Below are 24,836 nucleotides of genomic sequence, written 5' to 3'. Positions count from 1 at the left end.
CGCATCGTATGACTTGTACCGGATACGACTTCAACCTTCCCAAAAATAGTGCAAAAAGCTTACTTATTAAAAGCAACTCGTCCGTAAAACGTTATATGGAGGAAGTGCCTATGACAAGTGATGAAAAGACGATAATTGAGAGATATATACAGAAACTGAATGTAGCCATAAAAAAGGATCCATAATGCATTAGTTATCTTCTTATTGAAAAACCTTATTAACAATCAAGTCAAAGTAGAATTAAACCTCTAAATAAATAATAAAAAATCATTAACACTGTCTTTCATACTACTGGTCAGATAGAAAAAGAAGGCCCGCCACAGTCAGACGGGCCGGCTGAACTCAGCCAGAAAGTTTTAACAACCATATGATTAATGAGGGTAAATCACACAACATCCGGGACACAATTGAAAGCTCATGAGAACCAAAGGCACTCCTGTATAACAGGGTGATGAAAGCTATTGTCCCTGCTGCAGCATTTTGCGATGCATATCAATAATGCTCTGGTGTGCCGGAGAATTTGCATTGTTCATAGTTTCATGTGCAATAATTGCCTGCTCATGTTCATTCACAGACGTGGACTTAGACATTGACATGCAATTCATACTGGCACATTCACCGTTTTTTTCCGGCACCTGATTCGCCCATGCCGATGTAACAGTCAGCATGGTTACGGCTGTAACAAGGATAAATTTTTTCATTTAAGACTCCTTCGCATTCAATAATAAAAACCAGCTTTTAGCCAGGTGGTGTATCACTGCTTCAGTGGTTTCTATCGTAGAGTAAAAATGAAAGCGCAGGTTAAATATGACAGAAATGTAATTTAAATCAGCTTGTTTCAACATGACAGGATTGTAATCATCTGCTCAGCCTGGCTGTGATAGTTTGCAGTTATTCATATAAACATTCTTTCACAGACAGTACTGGCACATCAGAATCAGGATGTTTTTCTGACTGAAGTACCTATTTCGGAGCACAGTCATGCCGCTAAATAGTTCACGCCGCGACTTTATAAAAGGGATTACAGTTGCCGGGATTGTCGGAGGAGTTGGCCTGCGATCCTTTGATGCGTTTTCAGCAGTGAGTCTGATGAGCGCACGCACCATGACCGGAACTGAATTTGATTTATTTATCGCAGAAACTCCGCTCAATATCACGGGTAACCCCCGTTATGCCAAAACAATTAATGCCGGTTTACCGGGCCCGCTGCTGCGCTGGAAAGAAGGAGATACCGTTACGCTGCGCGTCAGAAACCGACTCGATGAACCTACCTCCATACACTGGCACGGCATTATCCTGCCTGCCAACATGGATGGCGTCCCGGGTCTCAGCTTCCACGGCATAGAGCCGGATAACACCTACGTCTACTCCTTCCGTGTAAAGCAAAATGGAACCTACTGGTATCACAGTCATTCCGGTCTGCAGGAGCAGGAAGGTGTGTACGGACCAATCATTATTGATGCTGCAGATCCGGAACCGTTTACATATGACCGGGAGCATGTGGTCATGCTGACGGACTGGTCTGATGAAAATGCGTCTGCCATTCTCGCAAAGCTTAAAAAACAGTCTGATTATTACAACTTTGCCAAACCTACCGCACGTGAGTTCTTCAGGGATGCCCGGGAAAAAGGCCTCAGCAATACGCTGGCGGACCGCAAGATGTGGGCTGAAATGAAAATGAACCCGACCGACCTCGCCGACGTCAGTGGAGCTACGTACACCTACCTGATGAACGGTCAGGGGCCAGCAAAAAACTGGACTGGTCTTTTCCGTAAGGGTGAAAAAATTCGCCTGCGCTTTATTAACGGCTCTGCCATGACTTACTTCGACGTGCGGATCCCCGGCCTGAAGATGACCGTGGTTGCCGCTGATGGTCAGTATGTCAACCCTGTCGCCGTAGATGAATTCCGCATTGCTGTTGCTGAAACTTATGATGTCATCGTTGAACCGGCTCAGGATGCCTATACCATTTTCGCACAGTCGATGGACCGAAGCGGTTATGCACGGGGGACGCTCGCCTCACGTGAGGGGCTTTCAGCCCCCGTCCCCTCTGTCGACGCCCGGCCCTGGCTGACCATGGATGATATGGGCATGGGAGGCATGGATCATGGAAGCATGGGCGCAATGGATCACAGCAGCATGGCTGATGCAGGGCAGATGCAGGGCATGGATGGCGGTGAAATGCAGGGCATGGATGGCAACAGCATGCCTGCCGCTGCAGCCGGCAGCATGGCGGGCATGGATCACAGCAGTATGGCTGGAATGAGTGACATGCAAAAGCATCCGGCTTCTGAAACCGGTAATCCTCTGGTCGATATGCAGGCCATGATGCCCACTCCTAAACTCAGCGATCCGGGTATCGGGCTGCGTAATAACGGACGTAAGGTCCTGACATATGCCGATCTGAAAAGCACGTTCGAAGACCCGGACGGGCGAGAGCCGTCACGTACCATCGAACTTCACCTCACCGGGCACATGGAAAAATTTGCCTGGTCTTTTAACGGCATAAAATTTTCTGATTCAGAGCCCGTCACACTCCGGTACGGCGAGCGAGTCCGTATCGTACTCGTTAATGACACCATGATGACTCACCCGATTCATCTTCATGGCATGTGGAGCGATCTGGAAGATGAGGAGGGTAATTTCCTTGTCCGTAAGCACACCATTGATATGCCACCGGGAACCCGCCGCAGTTATCGGGTTACCGCTGATGCGCTGGGCCGCTGGGCTTATCACTGTCACCTGCTGTTTCATATGGAAACCGGCATGTTCCGCGAAGTCCGGGTAATTGAGTGAGGTACTTCTGATGTCAGTTTCTGAACGCATTAACAAGAAAAAAATCATTTCCTGCCCTGCAGCCAGCCTGCTGATTTTATCAGCATTTTCTGGCAGTTATATATCCACAGCACGGGCCGCAGATTCTGCATCGATGCCCAGTATGCAGGGGCACGACATGAAAGGCATGGACCATTCAAAAATGAGTGGCATGGATCATTCTGGTATGGAAAACATGACCGGGATGGATCACTCCGGAATGGGAAACATGGCGGGTATGGAAAGTATGTCCGGAATGGATGGCATGGAGTCTATGCAGCCAGCCGCCCCGACTGAGAGCCGCACACCGATTCCGGCATTGACCGATGCCGATCGGCGGGCAGCATTTCCGGATGTACACGGGCATAAAGTGCACGACAGCAGCATTAACTGGTATGTGCTGGCCGACCAGCTGGAGTGGCAAAAAAACAATGATTCCGGCGGGTTCAGCTGGGATGTCAGCGGCTGGGTTGGTGGCGATATAGATCGCCTCTGGTTACGCAGTGAAGGTGAAACCAGCAAAGGAAAAACGGAAAGCGCCGAAGTTCAGGCTCTCTGGGGACACGCAGTCTCACCGTGGTGGGACGTCGTCGCCGGTGCGCGTCAGGATTTCAGGCCCGGCCGGCAGCAGACCTGGCTTGCTGCCGGTTTTCAGGGGATGCCGCTTTATAACCTGGAAACCGAGCTGACCGCGTTTGCCGGTGAAAGGGGTCGGACGGCTTTGCGTTTTGAGACTGAATATGACGTGTTGCTGACCAACAGGCTGATCCTGCAGCCATCACTGGAGGCGAATGTCTTCAGCAAAGATGATAAAGACCGGGAGATCGGAAAAGGGCTGTCTAATACCGAACTCTCGCTGCGGCTTCGTTATGAAGTGAGGCGTGAATTTGCGCCCTATATCGGAGTTTCATGGAATCAGCTGTACGGCAATACCGCCGACATGGCCGCCCGCGAGGGAGAAAAGGATAACGAAGTACGTTTCCTGCTCGGAGCCCGCGTGTGGTTCTGAAGTAGTTAATCTTAATAAACAACAAGACAGGTATGACTATGAAATATTCTTTTGCTACTTACGCCATCGCTGTTGCTGCTTCTTTTGCCGCATTCACTGCACAGGCACACCCGGAGCTGGCCTCCTCTGTTCCTGCAGACAAGTCGCAGGTATCCGCTCCTGCGAAAGTTGAACTGCACTTTACAGAAAACCTGGTTACGAAATTTTCAGGTGCCCGCCTGGTCATGACGGCAATGCCGGGCATGTCCTCTCATTCACCCATGCCTGTAGCCGCGAAAGTAGCAGCAGGCAGCGATCCAAAAACGATGGTGATTACACCAGCTAAGCCTCTTGGCGCCGGTACCTATAAAGTGGAATGGCGCGCTGTCTCTTCCGATACGCATCCGCGCACCGGTAACTACAGTTTTGATGTGAAGTAATATCATGAACGATCAGACCTTTATTGTTATCCGTTTTTTTCTTTATCTGGACCTGATGGTTTTATTTGGTCTGCCCTTATTTGAACTGTATGCCGTCAGGGGAAAACTTAAAAAATCGGTGTCACTTTTCAGCGTCTGGTCGTTCTACTTCCTGTTGATTTCGGCAGGCATTGTTTTATCGCTGGCTAATATGCTGCTTGTCGCTAAGGCAATGAGCGGCATGACTGATGTCGGCGAAATTACGCTTCACATTATGGAGATGGTAATCGGGGAAACAGCCGTCGGCCTGAGCTGGGTTATACGCCTGATTGCGCTGTTAATCGCTTTTATGGGGCTGGGGTTACGTCTGCGCAATGCCCGCATATCCCATTATGTACTGACTCTGTCAGGAGGCGTTGCACTGTCTACGCTTGCCTGGGGTGGCCATGCTGCAATGAATGACGGGCCTGATTACTGGCTTCACCTTTTGAGTGATATAGTTCATTTGTCGGCAGCGGGAGCATGGGTTGGAGCCCTGGCGGCATTCAGTATCCTGCTGTGCCTGAAAAAAGTTGAAAATGCCGGTCACGCTCGTCAGCTTTCTGATGCGCTGACAGGATTTGGCAGAACAGGGTCTGTGATTGTTGTCAGCATCGTTCTGACCGCCGGGATTAATTTTTTCTATATTGTTGACGATCCCTTCCGGACGCTGCCGGGCAGTCATTACGGGTTACTATTGCTTACCAAAACCGCACTTTTCTTTGTGATGCTGTTGCTGGCGGCCGCTAACCGCTTCAGGCTGGCTCCCAGACTGGAAACCGCCCTGAGTCAGGGCAGGTATAAGACAGGAATTGCACTGATGCGCAGAAGTATTATCACAGAGTTCAGTGTATCCATCCTGATCCTCGCAACCGTAGCATGGCTTGGCACCCTGTCGCCCGGCTCGGGTATGGAGTAATCATTAAGCTGAAACGGGATATGTCGCCATGAGCTCAATTCTTATCGTTGAGGACGAACTTAAAACAGGAACTTACCTCAGACAAGGCCTCCAGGAGGCGGGCTACAACGTGACCCTGGTCAATGACGGCCTGCAGGGGCTTGAGCACATACTGAAGCAGCGTTATGACCTTATCATTCTGGATATTATGCTGCCCTCCATGGACGGATGGGATATCCTGCGGCAGATGAGAATGGCCCGTCATGAAGAACCCGTGCTGTTTCTTACCGCAAAAGACAATATCAGCGAAAAAATCAGAGGCCTCGATCTGGGGGCCGATGACTATCTGCTCAAGCCCTTCGACTTTGCTGAGCTGCTGGCCCGCATCCGGACGCAGCTGAGGCGTAACCGCTCACAGACGGGCGGTATACTTACCATTGCAGACCTGACTATAGATGTCGCCCGCCGGAGTGTCAGCAGATCCGGGAAACGAATCCATCTTTCATCCAAAGAGTTTTCTCTCCTGGAGCTGTTGCTGCAGCGTCGTGGAGAAGTTCTGCCCCGAAACCTGCTTTCTTCGCTGGTGTGGAATATAAATTTTGAAAGTGACACGAATGTTATTGATGTGGCTGTCCGACGCCTGCGTAGCAAAATTGACGACGACTTCAGCCCAAAGCTTATTCATACCGTACGGGGAATCGGCTACGTACTGGAGATCCGTGAAGAGTGAAGCGTAACTGGTCCCTGACGTCCAGGCTGAGCATTGTGTTTGCAGGCGTCATGATGTCTGTATGGCTGCTTTCGAGCGCCTTACTGGTGACCGCGCTGGACAGCTATTTCCGTAATCAGGATCTGACGCTGCTTAACGGAAAGCTTGAGCTGGCAACCGAGCTGCTTGAAGGAGAGTTTCATAGCGGTCGCCTGAACAACGCCGGACTGGCACGTAAGTTAGCCGACGCGATGGTAGGCCATAGTGGACTTTATCTGTCCGTCAGAACTGCGGACAACCGGATACTGACCGACTATGTTTCTCCGGGGTTTCCGGTTCCGGAACAGCGCTTTGCCGTTAATATACATCAGCCCGGTGTCCTTCAGACGACTGAAGATAACGGGTGGCGCTATAACGTTATCGTCAGAAAAGTGAGTGTGCCGGATGCCAGCGGGCAGCGCGATATGCTGATAACCGCTGCCTATGATACGAGCCTTCACGACGCCTTTATTGCCCAGCTAAAGAAGTGGCTGATCTGGTTTAACGGGGGCCTGATTTTTATATCGATACTGCTGGGCTGGATTGTCACCAGAATAGGGCTGCGGCCGCTTAACGAAATTAACCGCCTGGCCTCGGCAGTAACCGTTAATAACCTCGGCGAGCGCCTGCCGGCGCACCGGCTACCCGCTGAGCTCCTGCCTACGGTTGCAGAGTTCAACAGCATGCTGGAGAGGCTCGAAAGCTCCTTCCGGCGTCTGTCCGAATTTTCATCGGATATTGCTCACGAGCTTCGCACCCCTGTCAGCAATCTGATGATGCAGACGCAGGTCGCGTTGTCACGGGAGCGTGATGCTGACAGTTACAGGGAGATCCTTTTTTCCAATCTAGAAGAGCTGGGCAGGCTTGCCAGAATGAGCAGCGATATGCTTTTCCTGGCTAAGTCAGATAATGGCCTTCTCTCCCTCAAAAAGGAGACAATCATGGCACATACTGAAATTACCGAGCTGATTGAGTATTTTGAACCCCTGGCAGCTGAAAATGGAAAATCCCTTAATCTTGAGGGCGATGCCTGCTTTGCCGGTGACCGGCTGATGATTCGGCGGGCGCTGAGTAACCTCATAACAAATGCAATAAAATATTCTTTAGAGGGCGATGAGATCCTGATTTGCGCAGAGCAGGGGGAAACGCTGGCTTATATACACGTATCGAACCGCACCCGTGTCATCACTGATAAAAATATTACAAGACTTTTCGACCGGTTTTACCGGGCAGATACGTCACGTCAGCATAATACGGACGGTGCAGGGCTCGGTCTCTCAATCACGCGATCCATTCTGCAGGCACACAATGGTTCGTTACAGGCTGTGATGAACGGCGAGTTAATAACCTTTACGGTGGAATTGCCAGCAGCCTGACTTTGCGCTTATGCTTTTTTGTTCCAGACTTATACCTGTAACGACAACTCTCTGATCTGCATCAGTAGACTCTTCCGAAAAGAGTGGAGGGATAATTGATGACGATCTGAAACCCTGATTTTATCTGATGCTGAGAAGGAACGAATCATGAAGAAATTTTCTCTGACACTGGCTGCGTTGATGCTTGCCCTGCCGGCAGCCGTTATGGCCCAGAAGCCGGATATGAAAATGTCGCATGACATGAACATGTCCCCGGCGTCAAAGGACTACATGTCTGGTATGCAGCAGATGCATGACGGCATGATGAACGCGGTAAAAGACAAGGATGCCGACAGGGCCTTTGCAAAAGGCATGATTGAGCATCACAAGGGGGCGATCGCTATGGCTGAAACAGAACTCAAATATGGCAAAGACCCTGAGATGAAAAAAATGGCTGAAAATATTATCAGTGCTCAGAAAGAAGAGATAAAGCAGATGGAAAACTGGCTTAAAAAGTAACATTTCACCGTCAGTATATGCGCCGTATAAGTTACCTTCCTGTCTTTCAGTGGCTCGCCCTGGCGAGTCATTGCTTTTTTTGTTCTCACATACCTCAGAATCAGAACCTGATCGTTTACCCTGCAGGGTATGCAAGACACCGCCGGGCCTTGCGTACATTTGCCCCACTTGCTTATGGTGTGTGAATGTTCAGCGCCAAAAAGAAATAAAGCGGTCACCCTTCATACAGATGAGCAGGTTAAATGCCTGCAGCCGTTTCGCTCTGCTTGCCAGATAAAACTGCCTCATTAATGCTGTGCGCATAAACAGTATAATTAAGAGGAGGATTTCTATGGTCTGTTCAAACGCAATTACCGTTATACGGCAGTACATCCGGGGGCCGGGATTATGAACCGGGCCGTTATGCACAGGGCCTGACCTTACTCTGGCCACCGGTCTTCACACCGCCTGTCCGCGTAGCGCTCTATGCGGAGCCCTGCGCAGCTGGCTTCCCCTCCCCTGCTCAGGATTACGTGGAGAAAGAACTCGATCTCAATGAGCTTTGCATACGCCGACGAGCATCAACGTTCTTCGTACGTGCCAGCGGACACAGTATGCGCGATCTGGGATTGTGTGATGGCGACGTCATGGTGGTTGATCGCGCAGAGGAAGCCACCCACGGGGATATCGTTATTGCTGAGGTAAATGGTGAGTTCACAGTCAAACGTCTTCAGCTGTTCCCGCGGCTCGCACTTCTGCCAATGAATCCGTCTTATTCCATTATCTATCCTGAAGAGCTGCAGCTGCTCAGCGTGGTCACATGGTTTTTTAACAGCACGCGCGCACGCCGGAGGTAGCTATGCCTGTGTTTGGCCTTGCCGACGTAAATTCGTTTTATGCCAGCTGTGAAGCCTTATTCCGCCCCGACCTGAGGGGGAAGCCTGTGGTGGTGCTGAGTAACAATGATGGATGCGTGCTCGCCCGCAGCGCTGGCGCAAAAGCGCTGGGAATAAAAATGGGCACCACATGGTTCCAGATTAAGACGCAGAATTTTCAGGAACGGGTTTACGTGTTCAGCTCAAATTACGGGCTTTATCACAGCCTCAGCCAGCGCGTAATGATGGCGCTGGAAGAAATATCCCCCCCGGATCAGCAGTAAAAGATAAGCCCAGTAGCCGACCAGATGTGAGCAGTGCTAACGTAAAAGCACAAATGCCGCGAGCTCGACTACTGCAACCTCGGCATAAGTGGTACTTTCATAACGGTCTCCTTCTGTCAGCAAATGCGCACTAATTAATGCCCTTCTTTGCCGAGCCTGATACTTCTCAGACGTAACGCATTAACGATAACACTGACGGAAGAAAGGGCCATAGCCGCTGCCGCAATTACCGGCGAGAGCAATATGCCATACGCCGGATAAAGCAGACCTGCGGCCACGGGCACTCCGATGGCATTGTAGATAAAGGCAAAAAACAGATTCTGCCGGATATTTTTCATGGTGATCTCGGACAGATGGCGAGCCCTGTTCAGCATCATCAGGTCACCTTTAAGAAGCGTGATGCCGGCGCTCTCTATTGCCACGTCAGTCCCCGTACCCATCGCAATCCCCACGTCAGCAGCCGCGAGTGCAGGTGCATCGTTCACGCCGTCACCCGCCATCGCCACCACATGGCCTGTTGCTTTCAGCCGACTAATCACTGCTTTTTTACCATCAGGTAAAACCCCGGCTTCGACCTCTTCTATTCCGAGCTTATGCGCCACGGCTTCAGCAGTAAGCTGGTTATCCCCTGTCAGCATGACAATACGGATACCCGCCCCACGTAAGGCCTTAAGTGCCTCGGGCGTGGTTGCTTTAAGGGGATCCGAAATAGCGATCAGGCCGGCAAGCTGCCCGTCTTTCGCCACATAGATAACGGTTGCGCCTTCCCTGCGCAAGGCATCCGCAGTGGTCTTCTGGTTATCAATAACGATACTGTTATCCTGCATGGCCAGCTCATTACCAATAATAACCCGTTGCCCTTCAACATGCCCTGAGACCCCTTTACCTGACGGGGCATTAAAATCACTGACTGTCGGTACCGTGATCCCTTTTTCACGTGCGGCGTTGACCACTGCCATACCCAGCGGATGCTGTGATCCTTTTTCTACGGCGGCCGTCACTCGTAACAGAGCCTCTTCGCCGCCCGGTATCAGGCTGATTATACCAGTCACCGAGGGCGCACCTTCCGTGAGCGTGCCGGTTTTATCGACAACCAGAGTGTTCACTTTTTCAAGGCGTTCCAGGGATTCAGCGTTTTTGATTAAAACCCCTGACTGGGCCCCTTTGCCCACCCCCACCATTATCGACATGGGTGTGGCCAGTCCCAGCGCACAGGGACAAGCGATAATCAGGACCGAAACCGCGGCTATCAGACCGTGCGCTACCCTGGGTTCAGGCCCCCAGACAGCCCAGACCACAAACGTGACGGCTGCAATGAGTATTACCAGGGGAGCAAACCATCCCGAGACACTGTCAGCCATTCTCTGAATGGGCGCGCGTGAGCGTTGCGCATCAGCGACCATCTTTACAATACGGGACAGCATTGTTTCATCACCGACTTTCTCCGCCTGCATGATGAGGCTACCGGTCTGATTTATGGTCCCTCCGATAACGCGGTCATTTTCCGTTTTGGTAACCGGCATTGATTCCCCGGTTACCATCGATTCATCCACGGTGGTACGGCCTTCGAGCACGATGCCATCAACCGGAACACTCTCTCCAGGCCTGATACGGAGTTTATCGCCAGGCAGGACGTCTTCTGCTTTGATATCCGTCTCATGGCCATCAGGATCCAGACGTCTGGCTGTTTTGGGGGCGAGGTTCAGCAACGCGGTAATGGCGCCTGACGTTTGTTCCCTTGCCCGTAATTCAAGAACCTGCCCCAGCAGGACCAGCACCGTGATAACGGAGGCCGCTTCAAAGTACACGGCAACCTGGCCATTCATGATCCTGAAGGACGCAGGAAAAAGAGAGGGAAAGATCGTGGCGATGACGCTGTACACCCAGGCTACTCCCGTGCCCATTGCAACGAGAGTAAACATGTTCAGCGAGCGGTTACGTAGCGAGGCTCCGGCACGCGAGAAGAATGTCCATCCGCACCACAACACCACCGGAGTGGCCAGAAGCAACTGCAGCCAGACGTTGTACTGTGGCTGCAGTAATTGCATCATTCGCGGAAACAAATGGGATCCCATTTCGAGCACCAGAACCGGTAACGTCAACAGCAATCCCAGCCAGAAGCGTCTGGTCATGTCGCGAAGTTCATCACCCTGGCCCGTGGATGCTGTGGCAACAAGCGGTTCCAGCGCCATTCCACAAACGGGGCAACTTCCGGGACCACTGCGACGTATCTCCGGATGCATCGGACATGTCCACACGCCGTCAGACATCGTTTTCTCACTCTGCCGGTATGACGGTTTTACCCTTTCAGGGCTAGCTTCATGATGATGGGAGGCTTCATTGGCGTTTCCGCTCAGATAATGATCGGGATGGGCTGAAAATTTGCTCTCGCAGCTGGCAGAGCAGAAGTAAAACTGATGGTCATGGAATCTGATGCTGCTGTGCGCCTTTTCCGGCAGGATGGACATTCTGCACACGGGGTCCCTTACCTTACGCACTGACTGACTGGCGTCTGCGGATCGCGTCTGTTCAGAAGCAGGCTGGTGATCGTGTGTCACTGCATTATCATTTTTCACAGTAATTTTCCTTATGCACACCTGAGCGTCTCATATCTACAGAGTATGTCACGGATGCGATTACCACGAATAATGCCGGCATCAGACCGGATGATGCCGGCGTCCCGTTATCAGCGTCTATTCGATTCTCTGGAAGACGTTCTGACTTCCATCCGGGGCAAAGGCCATAACATTGTAAGCCTCTTTTCGGTCGCCCATCTCCATTCCCGGACTGCCTGCGGGCATGCCGGGTGTGGCGAGACCGTAAATGCCCGAACCTGACTGCATTGCCTGATGTATCGTCGTCGCCGGGACATGGCCTTCGATGACCAGCTTGCCTGCAACCGCTGTATGACAGCTGCGTAGTCCTGCCGGAACAGAATACTTTTCTTTCAGGGCTGACAGCGCCTGATCGTTCATGACGTGCGTTCGCACTTTAAACCCGTCTTTTTCCATCGCCTTGCCCCATAAGAAACAGCACCCACAGTGTTCTGACTTGTACATATCTATGACTTTTTCACTTGCGATTGCCGGCAGTGACAGGCCGAGAGCCAGAGCCACTAACACCACTTTATTCATACTCACCTCGGTAAATTAGCGATATAAATCGTGTCGTTCACACGAATTTGTTCAGAAGGGAACCCACCCGGGGTGCCCTTTCAGGATTAAGACACGTTTTTTTTATGTCTGCGCAGCCAGATTAATTTGTAGGCGGCAGGAATAATGAACAGTGACAGCAGGGGAGCAGTGATCATCCCGCCAATCATCGGCGCCGCAATACGGCTCATGACCTCTGAACCGGCGCCGGTTCCCCAGAGTATGGGCAGAAGACCCGCAATTATCACCGCCACGGTCATGGCTTTCGGCCGGACACGCAGCACGGCACCGTGATAAAGGGCTTCATCAAGGCCTTCCGGTGTAAACGCCTCCTTACGGGACAATTCCGGATGCGCTTCGATGGCATGACGCAGGTACATCAGCATGACCACGCCAAACTCCGCCGCCACCCCGGCCAGGGCGATAAACCCGGTGCCGGTGGCCACAGACATATGGAAGCCCTGCCAGTAGAGGAACCATATTCCACCGACGAGTGCGAACGGCAGACTCATCAGAATGAGTAAGGTCTCATCAACGCGACGGAACGCCAGGTATAACAGAATGAAAATGATCATCACCGTCATCGGTACCATCAGTTTCAGCTTTTTATTGGCATGCTCCAGTAATTCAAACTGCCCTGAAAAGGATACACTGGTACCCGGTCTCAGTTTCACCTTCTGGCTGATGGCCGTCTTGATGTCGTTTACCACTGACACCATGTCCCGGTCGCGGGCATCAATATAGATCCAGCTGGCGGGTCGGGCATTTTCCGTTTTCAGCATCGTCGGTCCGGAAACCACCCTCACATCAGCGACATCCCCCAGGGTGATTTGCTGCTTCATCGGTGTCAGGATCGGCATCTGCCTCAGGGCCTGCGGACTGTTCCGGTAATCCTGCGGATAGCGGATATTAATCGGGTAGCGGGCCACGCCTTCCACCGTTTCGCCTACCGTCGCGCCGCCGATGGCTGAGGAAACGAACATCTGGACATCGCCCACCGTCATCCCGTAACGGGATGCTTTTTCCCGGTTGATATCAACATCAATGTAGCGGCCGCCTTCCAGACGCTCTGCCAGAGCAGACACCACTCCCGGCACGGTTTTGGCTACTGCTTCAATTCTCTGTGCTGTCGCATCGATATCGGACAGAACGGTTCCGGAAACCTTGATACCGATCGGGCTTTTAATCCCGGTCGAGAGCATATCGATACGGTTACGGATAGGGGGAACCCACAGGTTTGCCAGACCCGGTAAACGGACCGTCTTATCCAGTTCGTCAACAATCTTGTCAATCGTCATGCCCGGTCGCCACTGATCTTCAGGTTTCAGCTGAATGGTTGTTTCCACCATTTCCAGTGGAGCGGAATCCGTTGCGGTCTCTGCCTTACCGGTTTTGCCAAAAACAGACGCCACTTCAGGCACGGATTTGATTAACTTGTCCGTGGTCTGCAGGAGTGCCGCAGCCTCAGCTGGGGATACACCTGGCAGCGTTGACGGCATGTAGAGCAGGTCTCCCTCATTGATCTTCGGCAGAAACTCACCGCCCACCTGACTCATTGGCCAGATCACCGTGAAAATGGATAAGGCCGCAACCAGCAGGGTTGTTTTTGGCCAGTGAAGTACCCTGAGCAGTAAGGGGTGATACCCCTTAATCAGCCACCGGTTGAGTGGATTACTGGTCTCAGCGGGTATTTTTCCCCGGATCCAGAATCCCATCAGGATCGGAATGACGATGATGGCCAGCGCGGCCGCTCCTGCCATGGAATACGTTTTCGTGAAGGCCAGCGGCCCAAACAGGCGTCCTTCCTGCCCTTCAAGGGTAAAAATAGGAATGAACGACAGGGTGATGATCAGCAGGCTGATAAACAGCGCTGGCCCTACTTCCACGGAGGCATCGGTGATGACCTTCCAGCGGGTGGCGTTATCTATCTCCTCACCGGGATGCTGATGGTCCCACTCTTCCAGCCGTTTATGCGCGTTTTCAATCATGACAATGGCCGCATCCACCATCGCCCCGACGGCAATCGCGATCCCCCCCAGCGACATAATATTGGCGTTCAGTCCCTGGAAGTGCATGATAATAAAGGCGATACACAGGCCAAGAGGCAGAGAAATAATCGCCACCAGTGCTGAACGGACATGCCAGAGGAACAGCGCACAGACAATGGCAACAACAATAAACTCTTCAAGGAGTTTATAACTGAGGTTGTCAATGGCCCGGTCAATTAACTGGCTGCGATCGTAGGTGGTGACGATCTCGACTCCTTCAGGCAGGCTTGCCTTCAGCGTATCCAGCTTATCCTTAACGGCAGTAATGACCTCGCGCGCATTTTTACCCGAACGCAAAATTACAACGCCGCCTGCCACTTCACCCTGGCCGTTAAGCTCGGCAATACCGCGACGCATTTCCGGCCCGGTCTGTACGCGGGCAACATCACGCAGATAAACCGGAATCCCGTTCTCTCCGGTTTTCAGAACGATGTTATTGAAATCATCGATGGTCTGAAGGTAGCCGCTGGCCCTGACCATGTACTCCGCTTCCGCGATTTCAACGGATGAGCCTCCGGCCTCCTGGTTAGAGGATTCAAGTGCCTGCTTAACTTCGGGCAGGCTGATGCCGTACTGAACCAGTTTTTCCGGATTTACCTGGATCTGATACTGCTTCACTACGCCGCCCACCGACGCCACTTCTGCAACATTCGGAATGGTTTTCAGTTCAAATTTCAGGAACCAGTCCTGCAGGGAGCGCAGTTCAGAAAGGTCGTGTTTTCCGCTGCGATCGACCAGGGCATATTCAAATATCCAGCCCACACCGGTGGCATCAGGGCCTATTTCAGAACTGACACCGGCAGGCAGCTTGCCCTGAACCTGGTTCAGGTATTCCAAAACGCGTGACCGGGCCCAGTACAGATCGGTACCATCTTCAAAAATGATGTACACGTAGGAGTCACCGAACTGAGAAAAACCGCGCACGGTCTTTGCGCCCGGTACCGACAGCATGGTGGTGGTGAGCGGATAGGTGACCTGGTTTTCGACAATCTGCGGAGCCTGGCCGGGATAGCTGGTTTTGATAATCACCTGCACATCAGACAGGTCGGGCAGCGCATCCACGGGGGTATTGATGATAGTCCAGGCTCCCCAGATGCTGAGAAACAGGGCTGCTATCATTATAAGGAAACGGTTGGCGACCGATCGCCGGATAATCCATTCAATCATCGTCGTCTCCTCAGTGTCCTGAATGCATATTTTCAGGCTGGCCAAGCATTGCCGGCATTGTGTCGTCCGACTTTTCTGGATGACGCATGCGCTCCAGCGCCCCGGTAATATTGGCCTCTGAGTCAATCAGGAAGAGGCCGCTGACCACCACGGTGTCGCCTTCATTCAGCCCACTACCAATACCAGACTGTTGCTGTGATTCGTGCAGAACGTGAATTTGTTTCGGTACAAACCGGCCCTCTTCATCAACGGTGATCACACGCTGTTCTTTACCGGTATCAATCACGGCCTGGCTTGGTATCAGCAGCATTTCCTGACTTTGGGTATTCAGTTTCAGATACGCATTCATACCCGGCTTAAGCAGCTCGTCCTTGTTCGTAACCTGCAGACGTACCTGCAGCGTACGGGTTGTCTGATCTGCACTCGGGAGAATGTTCCATTTTTCAACATGGAATGTTTTGTCCGGATAAGCCGGTACCGATATTTCAAACTGTGAGGTATCTTTCAGCAGATAGGCAATGGATTCCGGGACTGCCGCACTGATCCATACAGGATCCATCCCCTGAATCTGGGCCACCACTTTATCTTTTGAAATGTTCATACCCGTACGCAGGTCAAACGCAGTAATGACACCATCGATAGGTGCCTTAATGGTAAACCGGGTCTGAATACTGCGGGTGGAACGCAGTCTCTGAATATCCTCTTCCGGCATGCCTGCCAGGCGAAGCCGTTCCAGGACGCCTTTCAGTTGCGTGGGCGTTCCTCCGGTACCGGACAGCAGGAGGAACTCACTCTGCGCCTCCACCCATTCCGGAATGGTGATATCGATAAGCGGCGTCCCTTTCTTCACATGATCGCCTGTTGTCAGGGGATAGACTTTTTCAACGAAGCCGTCAGAACGCGCCTGAACAATAACAAACTGATATTCGTTATAACTGACGTTGGCCGGGATTGTCTGAGAATAATTCAGCATCCCTCGGGAAATTTTTTGTGTTTTTAATCCCAGATTCTGCACCTGAGTCGGGTCAATACGGATCCCTCTGCCGCTTTTATCTTCGTTTTCATCAGCATATTTAGGCACCAGATCCATATCCATGAAGGGGGATTTACCGGGTTTGTCAAATTTGGTTTCCGGCTTCATTGGGTCATACCAGAAAAGCACCTTGCGTTCCTTTTCGGTATGTTCTGTTTTTCCTGTTTCCTGTGCGGAATTTACAAACTGCCAGGCAGTGACAGATATCAGCCCTCCCGCTATAAGGCTGCTGATAATTATTGCAGCATATTTTATCTTTGAAGAAGCCATACAATTTTCCGATAAAAAATCAAAACCCCTGGCATATACGCCTGATAATTAATTAACAGGCGCACAGGTTGTATTCACTCCGGACTGTCAATCAGGATTGCGTATCGTTGATGCTTTTGAGTAAAGAGATATTGCTCTGCTGAACAAACGTAAAGTCAACGTGAGTGCCCGCTTTCAGGGCCGTAATACTGTCGTCTGCATTCACAAAGGTGAAACGCATGGTCATAGCAGGCCAGCCAACCGCCGGGATGGCTTCGTGAGAAATCGTGATTTTCTTACTGCTGAGATCAATGTCTTTGACAATACCCTTTCCTTTAATTATCTGCTGTGCTGAGGCATTACCGGCAGCATTCATTTCGCCGTGCTGATGGGTTTCTGCATGCAGCCCCGCTGAAAACATTACGGAAAGAGCACTAAATACAACCGCTTTAAGTGAATTACGCATTTTATTTTTCCTGACTATTTAAATAGATTTACTCTGCCCAACCGCCTCCCAGCGCAGTGAACAGATTAATTTCATTGACCTGACGGGAATAGGTAAGATCCAGGATGGCTTGCTGCGTGGTGAACAAAGATCGTTCTGCATCAAGTACTTCGATATAACTGACGGCGCCACTGGAATATAATCCTCTGGCACGCTGAAGGGTAATCTGTAATGAGTCAAGATAACGCTGTTGCGCCTCAAGTTGCTGATTAATGCTGTCCCGCAGCGCAAGCGTGTCGGCAACCTCTTTAAATGCTGCCTGAATTTTTTGTTCGTAATTAACTACTGACTGCTGCTGACGAATTTCAGCGAGTTTCAAATTGGATTTGTTTCTGCCGGCATTAAAAATCGGGATGTCAATTATCGGAATAAAATTCCACATTCCGCTCGCCGGTGTGAAGAGGTTGGACAATTCCGTGCTGCTTGCCGAAAGCCCGCTGGTCAGCGTGATGGACGGGAAAAAGGCGGCACGCGCTGCGCCGATATTGGCATCAGCGGCTTTCAGCTGATATTCCGCTTCCATAATATCCGGTCGCTGCAGCAAAATTTGCGATGACAGGTTTGGTGGCAGTTTTACTGGATTTATCACACTGCCTTTCATCTTTTTTTCCGATGGAAACGCATGATACGTTCCCAGTACCAGCTGCAGGGCATTATTGGCCTGAGCCAGGTCGCCTTCTCGCTTGGCGATCTCTGCATGGGTACTTTCTATCTGCCCGCGAGCCTGCTCCAGTGCCAGAACGTTTGTACTGCCGGTCACCAGCTGTTTCTCAACGAACGCATAGGACTGTTCGTAATTCTTCAGCGTCTCCCGGGCGATACGAAGTTGTTCATAAGCCAGCTGCTGACTGAAATAGCTCTGGGAAACATTTGAGACCAGCAGGATATGTACGGCACGACGGGCTTCTTCGCTGGCGAAATAGTTCTGCCTGTCAGACTCGCTCATATTTTTGAGTTTGCCGAAAAAATCGAGCTCGTAACTGAGCGTCAGACCCGCGTCGTATTCCCGGGGGGGCGTTTTATCTCCTTTCAGTCCACCACTGTAAGTGATACCTGAGGAAGCATTTAACTGAGGATAACGGTCTGCATCCGTGACGTTGTACTGAGCCCGGGCCTCTTCCACTTTGAGGGCGGCCATTCTGAGATCGCGGTTATTCGTCAGGGCTTCAGTGATCAGTCTGGTAACCTCGGGATCGGCAAAAAAGTTACTCCATCCGGTGTCCTGGTATCCCGCCACCGTCGGCTCCAGGCTGTTGCGGGACAGGGAGAACTGCTGGGGTACCGGTGCCGCCGGCCGCTGATATTCGGGCGCCAGAGAGACACAGCCTGCCAGGATGAATATCGTGCTGATGCTAAGTAGTTTTAATTTGAACATAACGCTTCTCGTCCAGGCCGACCTGGTAAAGGGTTCAAATGAAGTCCGGAATATTGATAGGGGTACTTTACAGAACGCTCTCTGTTTGCCGGGTGACAGAATAATGACAATGTTGTCATTATTCTGACATTCGTTGATAACGGTCGCGGGCGCAATAGAATGACATTAGCTGCCCGTCGGAGAGAAAGATGAAAATACTGATCGTTGAAGACGAAATGAAAACAGGTGAATACCTCAGCAAGGGGCTGACTGAAGCAGGATTCGTGGTCGATCATGCTGATAATGGCCTGACCGGCTATCATCTCGCCATGACTGCCGAGTATGATTTGGTGATCCTGGATATCATGCTGCCTGATGTGAACGGCTGGGATATCATCCGTATGCTGCGCAATGCCGGCAAAGGGATGCCGGTATTATTACTGACAGCCCTCGGCACGATTGAACACCGCGTAAAAGGGCTTGAGCTTGGCGCAGATGATTACCTGGTAAAACCCTTCGCGTTTGCTGAGCTTCTCGCCCGGGTACGAACACTGCTGCGACGGGGTAATACGGTGATCACGGAGAGCCAGTTTCAGGTGGCCGACCTTACGATTGATCTTGTATCAAGAAAGGTAAGTCGCGCCGGGAACCGCATTTTATTGACCAGTAAGGAGTTCAGTCTGCTGGAGTTTTTCCTTCGTCACCAGGGGGAAGTTCTCCCGCGCTCTCTGATTGCCTCCCAGGTATGGGACATGAATTTTGACAGTGACACGAACGCCATTGACGTCGCGGTAAAGCGGCTTCGCGCTAAGATAGACAATGATTACGAGCCGAAGCTTATCCAGACGGTTCGGGGCGTGGGCTACATGCTTGAGGTTCCTGATGCGTAAAATGCTCTCCAGGCGCCCTTTCTCTCTTGCCCTGCGGCTGACCTTTTTTATCAGCCTGTCCACGATACTGGCATTTATCGCCTTTACATGGTTTATGCTGCATTCCGTAGAGAATCATTTTGCCGAACAGGATGTCAGCGATCTGCAACAAATCAGCACGACAATGCACGGCATACTGCAGTCGCCGGCCGATCCCGATGAGAAAAAGATAAGCAAAATAAAGGAGTCGATTGCCAGTTACCGTAACGTTGCCGTTCTGCTGATGGATCCGCAGGGAAATATCCTGTTCAGTTCGGCACAGGGAGCGGCATTACGCCCGGCGATGAAGACGGCTGACTTCAGCTCACACTGTCGCGCGAAGGATGTTTTTCTCTGGACGGTGGAAGATCCGGTCAGACCCGTGCACGGCGGGCCAGGCATGAAGATGGAAACATACCGGATTATCGCCTCTTCAGGAACCGCAACACTGCAGGGAAAAAGCCAGAACTATGTCCTGCTGACGGGCCTCTCCATCAACTTTCATCTTCACTATCTCGACGCACTGAAAAAGAATCTGATTGCAATTGCTGTGGCGATAAGTCTGCTGATTGTGCTCATCATCCGCATTGCTGTTCGTCAGGGACACCTGCCCCTGCGTAACGTCAGTAATGCCATTAAAAATATCACCTCGGAAAATCTTGATGCGCGGCTGGAACCCTCACGTGTTCCTATTGAGCTGGAGCAGTTGGTCGTCTCTTTCAATCACATGATTGAGAAAATCGAGGATGTTTTTACCCGACAGGCCAATTTTTCTGCCGATATTGCACACGAGATCAGAACTCCGATTACTAATCTCGTGACGCAAACTGAAATTGCACTGAGTCAGGACCGGACGCAGAAGGAGCTTGAGGATGTCCTCTACTCCAGTCTTGAGGAGTATAACCGGATGACCAAGATGGTCAGCGATATGCTTTTCCTGGCGCAGGCGGATAATAATCAGCTGAGCCCGAACTGGGTCATGTTTGACCTGAGTGCGGAGATCATCAAAGTCTTCGATTTCTTCGACGCCTGGGCGGAGGAACGGAACATCACATTGAAATTCAACGGGATGCATTGCCTTATCGAAGGTGATCCCCAGATGTTCAGACGCGCCATCAACAATCTGCTCTCTAATGCCCTGCGCTATACGCCGGAAGGTAATGCGGTAACCGTATCGATAAAGGAACAGGAAAATTATTTCGAACTCATGATTGAAAATCCCGGGAAACCAATTCCTGAAGAACATTTATCAAGGCTTTTTGACCGCTTTTATCGTGTGGATCCTTCCAGGCAACGGAAAGATGAAGGCAGTGGAATAGGGCTTGCTATTGTAAAGTCAATCGTGGAAGCGCATCACGGCAGGGTCCATGTGGAATCGGATATACGCTCGACACGTTTCATATTATCAGTGCCAAGGCTTGAAAAAATAATGAATGCCACCCCACAATCGTAATTTAAAGGAATAAATGACAAAGTTGTCATCAGCCTGTCACGTGGCAAACAGAAGTCATTCGATATAGTTAGTGCAACTTCTCAGGAAGGCTGTATTACTTGTCAGGAAATATTCCCGTTATGAATATACAGCCGGCCACCCGGTAAACAGGTTCAGCGAAACAATATTCTGTTTGTCACTGGATGCGCTGACTTCAGTAACCGGACATCACTAATTCAGGAATGGAGAATTATCATGAAAAAAATTGTACTTGCAACTTTTTTAGGTTTTGGCGTGGTATCTGCGTCATGGGCCGCTCAAACTGTGAATATTCACGATCGTTTCAACAATACCCAGGCTTCGGCTCACCAGATACAGTCAGCTTCTGTCCCATCTGCTATCCAGGGGGAGCCCTCCCGGATGACCGGAATGAATCAGCATGAAAAGGCCATAATTGCTCATAAAACCATGAATAATGGCTCTGCGGAAGCCCACCAGAAAATGGCTGAAAACCATCAAAAGATGATGGGAAACATTGCCGTCAACGATACCCACCCGTCAGCCTCGCTCGCAGCGATGAATGAACATGAAAGAGCAGCCGTTGCCCATGAAACCATGAATAACGGCCAGTCCGGGGCACACCAGGCGATGGCTGAAGCGCATCGCCGCATGATCAACGCTGGCTGAGTGCCATTGTAGTATGGGTGCTGTTACCCTTTCCTTAATAGTTATTCCCTTAACCGGACATGCTGCTGCATTTCGCCCCCGCACGGGGGCTTTTTATTCCTCTCAGCTACAATTATCCTTTATCAACCTGAATAAGGATTAATTGCATGAAAATCAAAACATCCCTCCTGGTTATTTTAATGTTACCCATGCCTGCTAATTCTGCTGAAAATTCTGAAATGAAGATGCGTCACACGGGGTAATCTGCATGTCGATATCTCGTAAATTTTCGCACAGTCATAGAGGCGGCTGCATTCTAAATATTCTGGAGCCATAAGGATGCAGTGTGTTTATCTGCCACATTTTCTTCAACGGTTTTTCGCTCGGCCCTGAGCTCAGCCATGTTCATCCCCAATTAATTTCTCAGGAGTTTCTGCGCAAGATGCAGACAGCGGATGCAGGTCTGTTCCGATTTACCTGTAGTTGTGGCTTTAAAGGATTCTACGATCGTGAAATTAACGTCTTTATTGAAAAGGTGTTCAGCAGCAAGTATTGTCTGCACGCGTTCGTCGATAAAAACAAACTCCGGCAGATCATCAAACTCACATGCGATTTAAAACGGGTCGCAGCCTCCCTCATGCTGAAGCAGTTCATGTCATTTCGGTCAGCCTTAATCCTTTCCGCTTAAAAATATCCACAGCTTCAAAAATTGCGTATTTACCGAAGTCAGTGCGCCGGATAACAGTGATCATTTCCTCATCAATTTTTTATTTCCGCTTTATTTATTTTCCTACTAAAATTTTTTATTTTTGAGTAGCACAGACAGTCCTGCTGTGATGACCCAAGTGAATATGAGCAGATAACGAGCAGGTGTCGCTACATGAAATCTGAGAAAGTCGCAGGGGTTAAAACCTCGCCAGATTCCGCTAAGCTCACGGTTGTTGTCTTCTTTATTTTCCTAATGCCTTACCTACCAGGCATGTAGCCAAGAGTGCCTGGTACGATCCCGCCGGCGCCGTTTTTTCTCTATTCCCTTACCCGGCAGACACTTACCCTCTTTTCCACGCCCGAAACGCGCCGGGGCCCACGCCTTTTTATTTCCGGACATCCAGGTTATTCTCCGCATACGGGAGAAAAGCCGAAAAACCGATCCGAAACGGATCCAGACCAGATCGATTTATTCCCGTGGTTTTCGCTGGACAGACAGGGGAAAATACGTTCCATGACGCCAGGCAACGGAGAATGAAAATTTGAGTACTTTACCCCGAGAGGTCGTGCAGATTTCACGTAGCGACGTCACTGGTCAGAACGTGACCGGATCCGGCGCCGCACGCTACTTTGACTATGAGAGCGCCGTGGCCCTGCGTAACCTGGCCGCTGCCTACGGCACCGACATGCCGCGCTACCTGCTCGCCCCCGAGGTGGCCGTGCTGCTCTCGAAGGTGCCCGACCTGAAAAAGCGCCTCTTTATTGACGCGCTCTGGAACACCGGCGGGCGGCTGAATGAAATTCTGCCGCTGACGAAGGAAGATTTTGTGCTGGACGATTCGCTGACCGGCGCGCCGCTTTCTTCGCCGTTCGTGGTGCTGCGCACCCTCAAGCAGCGCCGGCTGGAAGAGGCCGCGCGCAGCCGTAGCCGCCGGCGCGGCCGCCCGACGAAGGAGGAGCAGCGGGCGGAGCGCGAAACAGAGGCGGAAATTCGTGACAACCCGCCGCGCGCGGTGCCGCTCACCGATCCGGGCTTCGTGCAGCGCTTAAGGGAGTGGTTTGCGACGGCGCAGCTGGCACCGGGCGCCCGACTCTGGGATATCCGGAGCGAGGACACCGCGCGCAGCTGGATAAGCCAGGCCGTGACGGCCGCGGCGCGTGACGGTGTGACGTTTTCCATCCGGCCGGTGACGCCCAAGACGTTCCGGGACTCGTTTGCGATGCACCTCGTGCAGCACCAGGTGCCGCAGAAGGTCATTCAGACGCTGATGGGCCATAAGGACGCGAAGTCCACCGAGTGGTACACGCGGGTGTTCGCGCTGGACGTCACCCGCCAGCTCGGCGTCCGGTTCTCCATGGATCCGGACGAAGCCGGCCGGCTCCTGCTGCCCGGTCAGCCCTCATTTCGTTGATCCCTTGTCCATGGCCGGGGGCTGTTTTCCTGAAAGCAGCACGGCGGATCCGGGTCCGTCCGGGGTTGTTTTACAATTAGCGGAGTCAGGATCTGTCGAGCTTTATCGCGCTTCAGATCGGCCAGAATTCGTGGATGCGGAATGTTCCCGGGCCGGCCTGCAGCAGGCGGCTGTCACTCTTTCCCTTCGAGTGCCGTCATCTGGTCGCTCAGATTTTTGCCCTGTCTTTCAAGCAGGCTGATTTTTTCCTGCAAAGCCCGGACCTGTGATTCCTGCATTGAAGCCTGCTCGCAGATGTTTGAATAAACATTTGTACTTTCCTTTCCACACGCTGCTCTGTCGTAGCCGGCGCTGGCGCTGGTCTCATAGAGCAGTTTCTGAACCTCAGCAATCTGTCGGTTGTTCAGCGCAAGGGCGGCGCTCAGTTTGCTGATCCGGGCTTCCTTGCGTTCCATCTCCTGCCGGCGTTCTCCGCTGCTCAGCGCACTGAGCGTGCTTTTCAGATCAGCATTCTCCAGCATGAGCTTTTCATTCCGCTCCTCAAGGCTTTTAACGTTCTCCCGATAGCCGGCTGACAGCTCGGCGACCCGCTTACTGATAGTCTCTTCACGGCTTGCCTGCGCCGCATCGTAGCGACTCTGCGCAGTCCGGTTCTCTTCACGTAAGTATGCAATATCTGAAGTCAGCCCTTCGTTGCGTACCTTCATTTCAGCCAATGTAGTGTTATTCAGCACCTCTGAAGTGATAATGGTCGAAACGGTGGCCAGAGCAGCGCTCCAGACAATCCATGTTATGACAGGGTGGTTTCTGATTGTTAGGGGGATCCATCCGAACAGGTTGAACATTGGGTCGGGGGCCTTAATTCACTGAAATAAAATTAATATAACAGATATAAAACGCGCTTAGCACCTTCCCTCTGCCGCGTCACCGTGACCACAAAATCCGCGCCCGGGGCGAAGGCCAGCGCGGTGACGCGTTCTGGTGAATTCTGCAGGGGAATGGAGGCTGTTCATGCGTTAATTTTCACGTAGCGTTGTCTGTGCATTTATCCGGCTATTCTCCCGCACCGGCGCGGCCGGAGCCAGATCAATAAATCGCGCAGACTGGATCCGAAATTTGGTTTTACCCGCAATATAGAGGGTTATCCAAACCACGTAAAGGATCCTTTTTCTGCGTAAAACCGCGCAAACCCGCGCGGCGCAAGGCTTGCGGGCCCGATCCCGCCGTTTGGTATAATTGGGGTAATGCCAAGGTAACGAAGAAGTGATGTCAAAGTGTTCAGCG

20 protein-coding genes and 3 pseudogenes are annotated in these 24,836 nt (G+C 51.5%); 13 read left to right on the top strand and 10 right to left on the bottom strand.

The window, feature by feature from the left end; all coding sequences use genetic code 11:
• Positions 1–458: 458 nt before the first annotated feature.
• Positions 459–701 carry a hypothetical protein gene (locus EKL29_RS19835; RefSeq protein ID WP_048785345.1) on the bottom strand — a complete coding sequence of 81 codons (243 nt, stop codon included), beginning with the start codon at positions 699–701 and terminating at the stop codon, positions 459–461.
• A 280-nt stretch (positions 702–981) separates the two neighbouring features.
• Between EKL29_RS19835 and EKL29_RS19830 the strand changes: the two genes are divergently transcribed.
• The 9 genes and pseudogenes from EKL29_RS19830 to EKL29_RS19790 form a co-directional block, all read left to right on the top strand.
• Positions 982–2,796, top strand: coding sequence for a copper resistance system multicopper oxidase (locus EKL29_RS19830; protein WP_048785343.1), 1,815 nt, complete (start codon positions 982–984; stop codon positions 2,794–2,796).
• 223 nt (positions 2,797–3,019) lie between these two features.
• Positions 3,020–3,823, top strand: coding sequence for a copper resistance protein B (locus EKL29_RS19825; protein WP_311779046.1), 804 nt, complete (start codon positions 3,020–3,022; stop codon positions 3,821–3,823).
• 38 nt (positions 3,824–3,861) lie between these two features.
• Positions 3,862–4,242 (top strand): copper homeostasis periplasmic binding protein CopC, encoded by a 381-nt coding sequence (gene copC / locus EKL29_RS19820; protein ID WP_075203224.1) that lies wholly within the window; start codon positions 3,862–3,864, stop codon positions 4,240–4,242.
• Between the two features lie 4 nt (positions 4,243–4,246).
• Positions 4,247–5,179, top strand: coding sequence for a copper homeostasis membrane protein CopD (gene copD, locus EKL29_RS19815; RefSeq protein ID WP_048785340.1), 933 nt, complete (start codon positions 4,247–4,249; stop codon positions 5,177–5,179).
• Positions 5,180–5,207: 28 nt separating this feature from the next.
• Entirely contained in the window at positions 5,208–5,888 is a 681-nt protein-coding gene (locus tag EKL29_RS19810; RefSeq protein ID WP_048785337.1) for a heavy metal response regulator transcription factor, read from the top strand.
• The gene (locus EKL29_RS19805) at positions 5,885–7,282 is read left to right on the top strand and encodes a heavy metal sensor histidine kinase (RefSeq protein WP_048785335.1); all 1,398 of its coding nucleotides are present in this window, start codon (positions 5,885–5,887) and stop codon (positions 7,280–7,282) included. Before EKL29_RS19810 ends, EKL29_RS19805 begins: the two co-directional genes overlap by 4 nt.
• A gap of 147 nt (positions 7,283–7,429) precedes the next feature.
• Positions 7,430–7,780 carry a DUF305 domain-containing protein gene (locus EKL29_RS19800; RefSeq protein WP_048785333.1) on the top strand — a complete coding sequence of 117 codons (351 nt, stop codon included), beginning with the start codon at positions 7,430–7,432 and terminating at the stop codon, positions 7,778–7,780.
• Positions 7,781–8,193: 413 nt separating this feature from the next.
• A complete protein-coding gene (gene umuD, locus EKL29_RS19795) occupies positions 8,194–8,616 on the top strand; it encodes a translesion error-prone DNA polymerase V autoproteolytic subunit (RefSeq protein ID WP_048785327.1) in 423 nt (140 codons plus the stop codon).
• Positions 8,617–8,624: 8 nt separating this feature from the next.
• Positions 8,625–8,903, top strand: a pseudogene (locus EKL29_RS19790) (DNA polymerase V subunit UmuC); the annotation flags it as partial.
• 149 nt (positions 8,904–9,052) lie between these two features.
• Here EKL29_RS19790 and silP read toward each other — a convergent pair.
• From silP to EKL29_RS19760, 6 genes are all read right to left on the bottom strand, one after another.
• Entirely contained in the window at positions 9,053–11,494 is a 2,442-nt protein-coding gene (gene silP / locus EKL29_RS19785; RefSeq protein ID WP_048785322.1) for an Ag(+)-translocating P-type ATPase SilP, read from the bottom strand.
• 117 nt (positions 11,495–11,611) lie between these two features.
• Positions 11,612–12,052: a DUF411 domain-containing protein gene (locus EKL29_RS19780; protein ID WP_048785320.1), complete on the bottom strand. Its 441-nt coding sequence runs from the start codon at positions 12,050–12,052 to the stop codon at positions 11,612–11,614.
• 86 nt (positions 12,053–12,138) lie between these two features.
• Positions 12,139–15,285, bottom strand: a complete 3,147-nt coding sequence (gene silA, locus EKL29_RS19775) for a Cu(+)/Ag(+) efflux RND transporter permease subunit SilA (RefSeq protein WP_084884208.1) — start codon at positions 15,283–15,285, stop codon at positions 12,139–12,141.
• Positions 15,286–15,295: 10 nt separating this feature from the next.
• The gene (locus tag EKL29_RS19770; RefSeq protein WP_048783337.1) at positions 15,296–16,588 is read right to left on the bottom strand and encodes an efflux RND transporter periplasmic adaptor subunit; all 1,293 of its coding nucleotides are present in this window, start codon (positions 16,586–16,588) and stop codon (positions 15,296–15,298) included.
• 91 nt (positions 16,589–16,679) lie between these two features.
• Positions 16,680–17,033 (bottom strand): cation efflux system protein CusF, encoded by a 354-nt coding sequence (gene cusF, locus EKL29_RS19765; protein ID WP_048783335.1) that lies wholly within the window; start codon positions 17,031–17,033, stop codon positions 16,680–16,682.
• Between the two features lie 28 nt (positions 17,034–17,061).
• A complete protein-coding gene (locus EKL29_RS19760; protein WP_048783333.1) occupies positions 17,062–18,447 on the bottom strand; it encodes an efflux transporter outer membrane subunit in 1,386 nt (461 codons plus the stop codon).
• A 188-nt stretch (positions 18,448–18,635) separates the two neighbouring features.
• On the opposite strand from EKL29_RS19760, the gene silR reads away from it, so the two are divergent.
• The 3 genes from silR (at position 18,636) to silE (ending at position 21,453) form a co-directional block, all read left to right on the top strand.
• Positions 18,636–19,316, top strand: a complete 681-nt coding sequence (gene silR / locus EKL29_RS19755; RefSeq protein ID WP_084884211.1) for a copper/silver response regulator transcription factor SilR — start codon at positions 18,636–18,638, stop codon at positions 19,314–19,316.
• Positions 19,309–20,787 (top strand): Cu(+)/Ag(+) sensor histidine kinase, encoded by a 1,479-nt coding sequence (locus EKL29_RS19750; RefSeq protein WP_048785848.1) that lies wholly within the window; start codon positions 19,309–19,311, stop codon positions 20,785–20,787. Before silR ends, EKL29_RS19750 begins: the two co-directional genes overlap by 8 nt.
• Before the next feature lie 234 nt (positions 20,788–21,021).
• The gene (gene silE / locus EKL29_RS19745) at positions 21,022–21,453 is read left to right on the top strand and encodes a silver-binding protein SilE (protein ID WP_048785845.1); all 432 of its coding nucleotides are present in this window, start codon (positions 21,022–21,024) and stop codon (positions 21,451–21,453) included.
• A 298-nt stretch (positions 21,454–21,751) separates the two neighbouring features.
• Here the strand turns inward: silE and EKL29_RS23400 are convergent.
• Positions 21,752–22,254, bottom strand: a pseudogene (locus EKL29_RS23400) (OLD family endonuclease); the annotation flags it as partial.
• 452 nt (positions 22,255–22,706) lie between these two features.
• Between EKL29_RS23400 and EKL29_RS19730 the strand changes: the two are divergent.
• Positions 22,707–23,552: a tyrosine-type recombinase/integrase gene (locus EKL29_RS19730; protein ID WP_409339865.1), complete on the top strand. Its 846-nt coding sequence runs from the start codon at positions 22,707–22,709 to the stop codon at positions 23,550–23,552.
• Between the two features lie 173 nt (positions 23,553–23,725).
• Here EKL29_RS19730 and EKL29_RS19725 read toward each other — a convergent pair whose 3' ends face one another.
• Positions 23,726–24,397 (bottom strand): hypothetical protein, encoded by a 672-nt coding sequence (locus EKL29_RS19725; protein ID WP_048785778.1) that lies wholly within the window; start codon positions 24,395–24,397, stop codon positions 23,726–23,728.
• A 68-nt stretch (positions 24,398–24,465) separates the two neighbouring features.
• Positions 24,466–24,565: pseudogene (locus EKL29_RS23580) on the bottom strand (site-specific integrase); the annotation flags it as partial.
• Positions 24,566–24,836: the final 271 nt, after the last annotated feature.

Source organism: Pantoea sp. YU22 (genome assembly GCF_003970755.1).
In the GTDB taxonomy this organism is placed as follows: domain Bacteria; phylum Pseudomonadota; class Gammaproteobacteria; order Enterobacterales; family Enterobacteriaceae; genus Pantoea; species Pantoea piersonii.
This window is presented reverse-complemented; position numbering and strand designations above follow the sequence as displayed.

Bases quoted from the DNA above. Each gene is read 5' to 3' on its own strand.
- EKL29_RS19835 (WP_048785345.1), bottom strand. From the start codon at position 701: ATGAAAAAATTTATCCTTGTTACAGCCGTAACCATGCTGACTGTTACA.
- EKL29_RS19830 (WP_048785343.1), top strand. From the start codon at position 982: ATGCCGCTAAATAGTTCACGCCGCGACTTTATAAAAGGGATTACAGTT.
- EKL29_RS19825 (WP_311779046.1), top strand. From the start codon at position 3,020: ATGGATCACTCCGGAATGGGAAACATGGCGGGTATGGAAAGTATGTCC.
- copC (WP_075203224.1), top strand. From the start codon at position 3,862: ATGAAATATTCTTTTGCTACTTACGCCATCGCTGTTGCTGCTTCTTTT.
- copD (WP_048785340.1), top strand. From the start codon at position 4,247: ATGAACGATCAGACCTTTATTGTTATCCGTTTTTTTCTTTATCTGGAC.
- EKL29_RS19810 (WP_048785337.1), top strand. From the start codon at position 5,208: ATGAGCTCAATTCTTATCGTTGAGGACGAACTTAAAACAGGAACTTAC.
- EKL29_RS19800 (WP_048785333.1), top strand. From the start codon at position 7,430: ATGAAGAAATTTTCTCTGACACTGGCTGCGTTGATGCTTGCCCTGCCG.
- EKL29_RS19780 (WP_048785320.1), bottom strand. From the start codon at position 12,052: ATGAATAAAGTGGTGTTAGTGGCTCTGGCTCTCGGCCTGTCACTGCCG.
- silA (WP_084884208.1), bottom strand. From the start codon at position 15,285: ATGATTGAATGGATTATCCGGCGATCGGTCGCCAACCGTTTCCTTATA.
- EKL29_RS19770 (WP_048783337.1), bottom strand. From the start codon at position 16,588: ATGGCTTCTTCAAAGATAAAATATGCTGCAATAATTATCAGCAGCCTT.
- cusF (WP_048783335.1), bottom strand. From the start codon at position 17,033: ATGCGTAATTCACTTAAAGCGGTTGTATTTAGTGCTCTTTCCGTAATG.
- EKL29_RS19760 (WP_048783333.1), bottom strand. From the start codon at position 18,447: ATGTTCAAATTAAAACTACTTAGCATCAGCACGATATTCATCCTGGCA.
- silR (WP_084884211.1), top strand. From the start codon at position 18,636: ATGAAAATACTGATCGTTGAAGACGAAATGAAAACAGGTGAATACCTC.
- EKL29_RS19750 (WP_048785848.1), top strand. From the start codon at position 19,309: ATGCGTAAAATGCTCTCCAGGCGCCCTTTCTCTCTTGCCCTGCGGCTG.
- silE (WP_048785845.1), top strand. From the start codon at position 21,022: ATGAAAAAAATTGTACTTGCAACTTTTTTAGGTTTTGGCGTGGTATCT.
- EKL29_RS19725 (WP_048785778.1), bottom strand. From the start codon at position 24,397: ATGTTCAACCTGTTCGGATGGATCCCCCTAACAATCAGAAACCACCCT.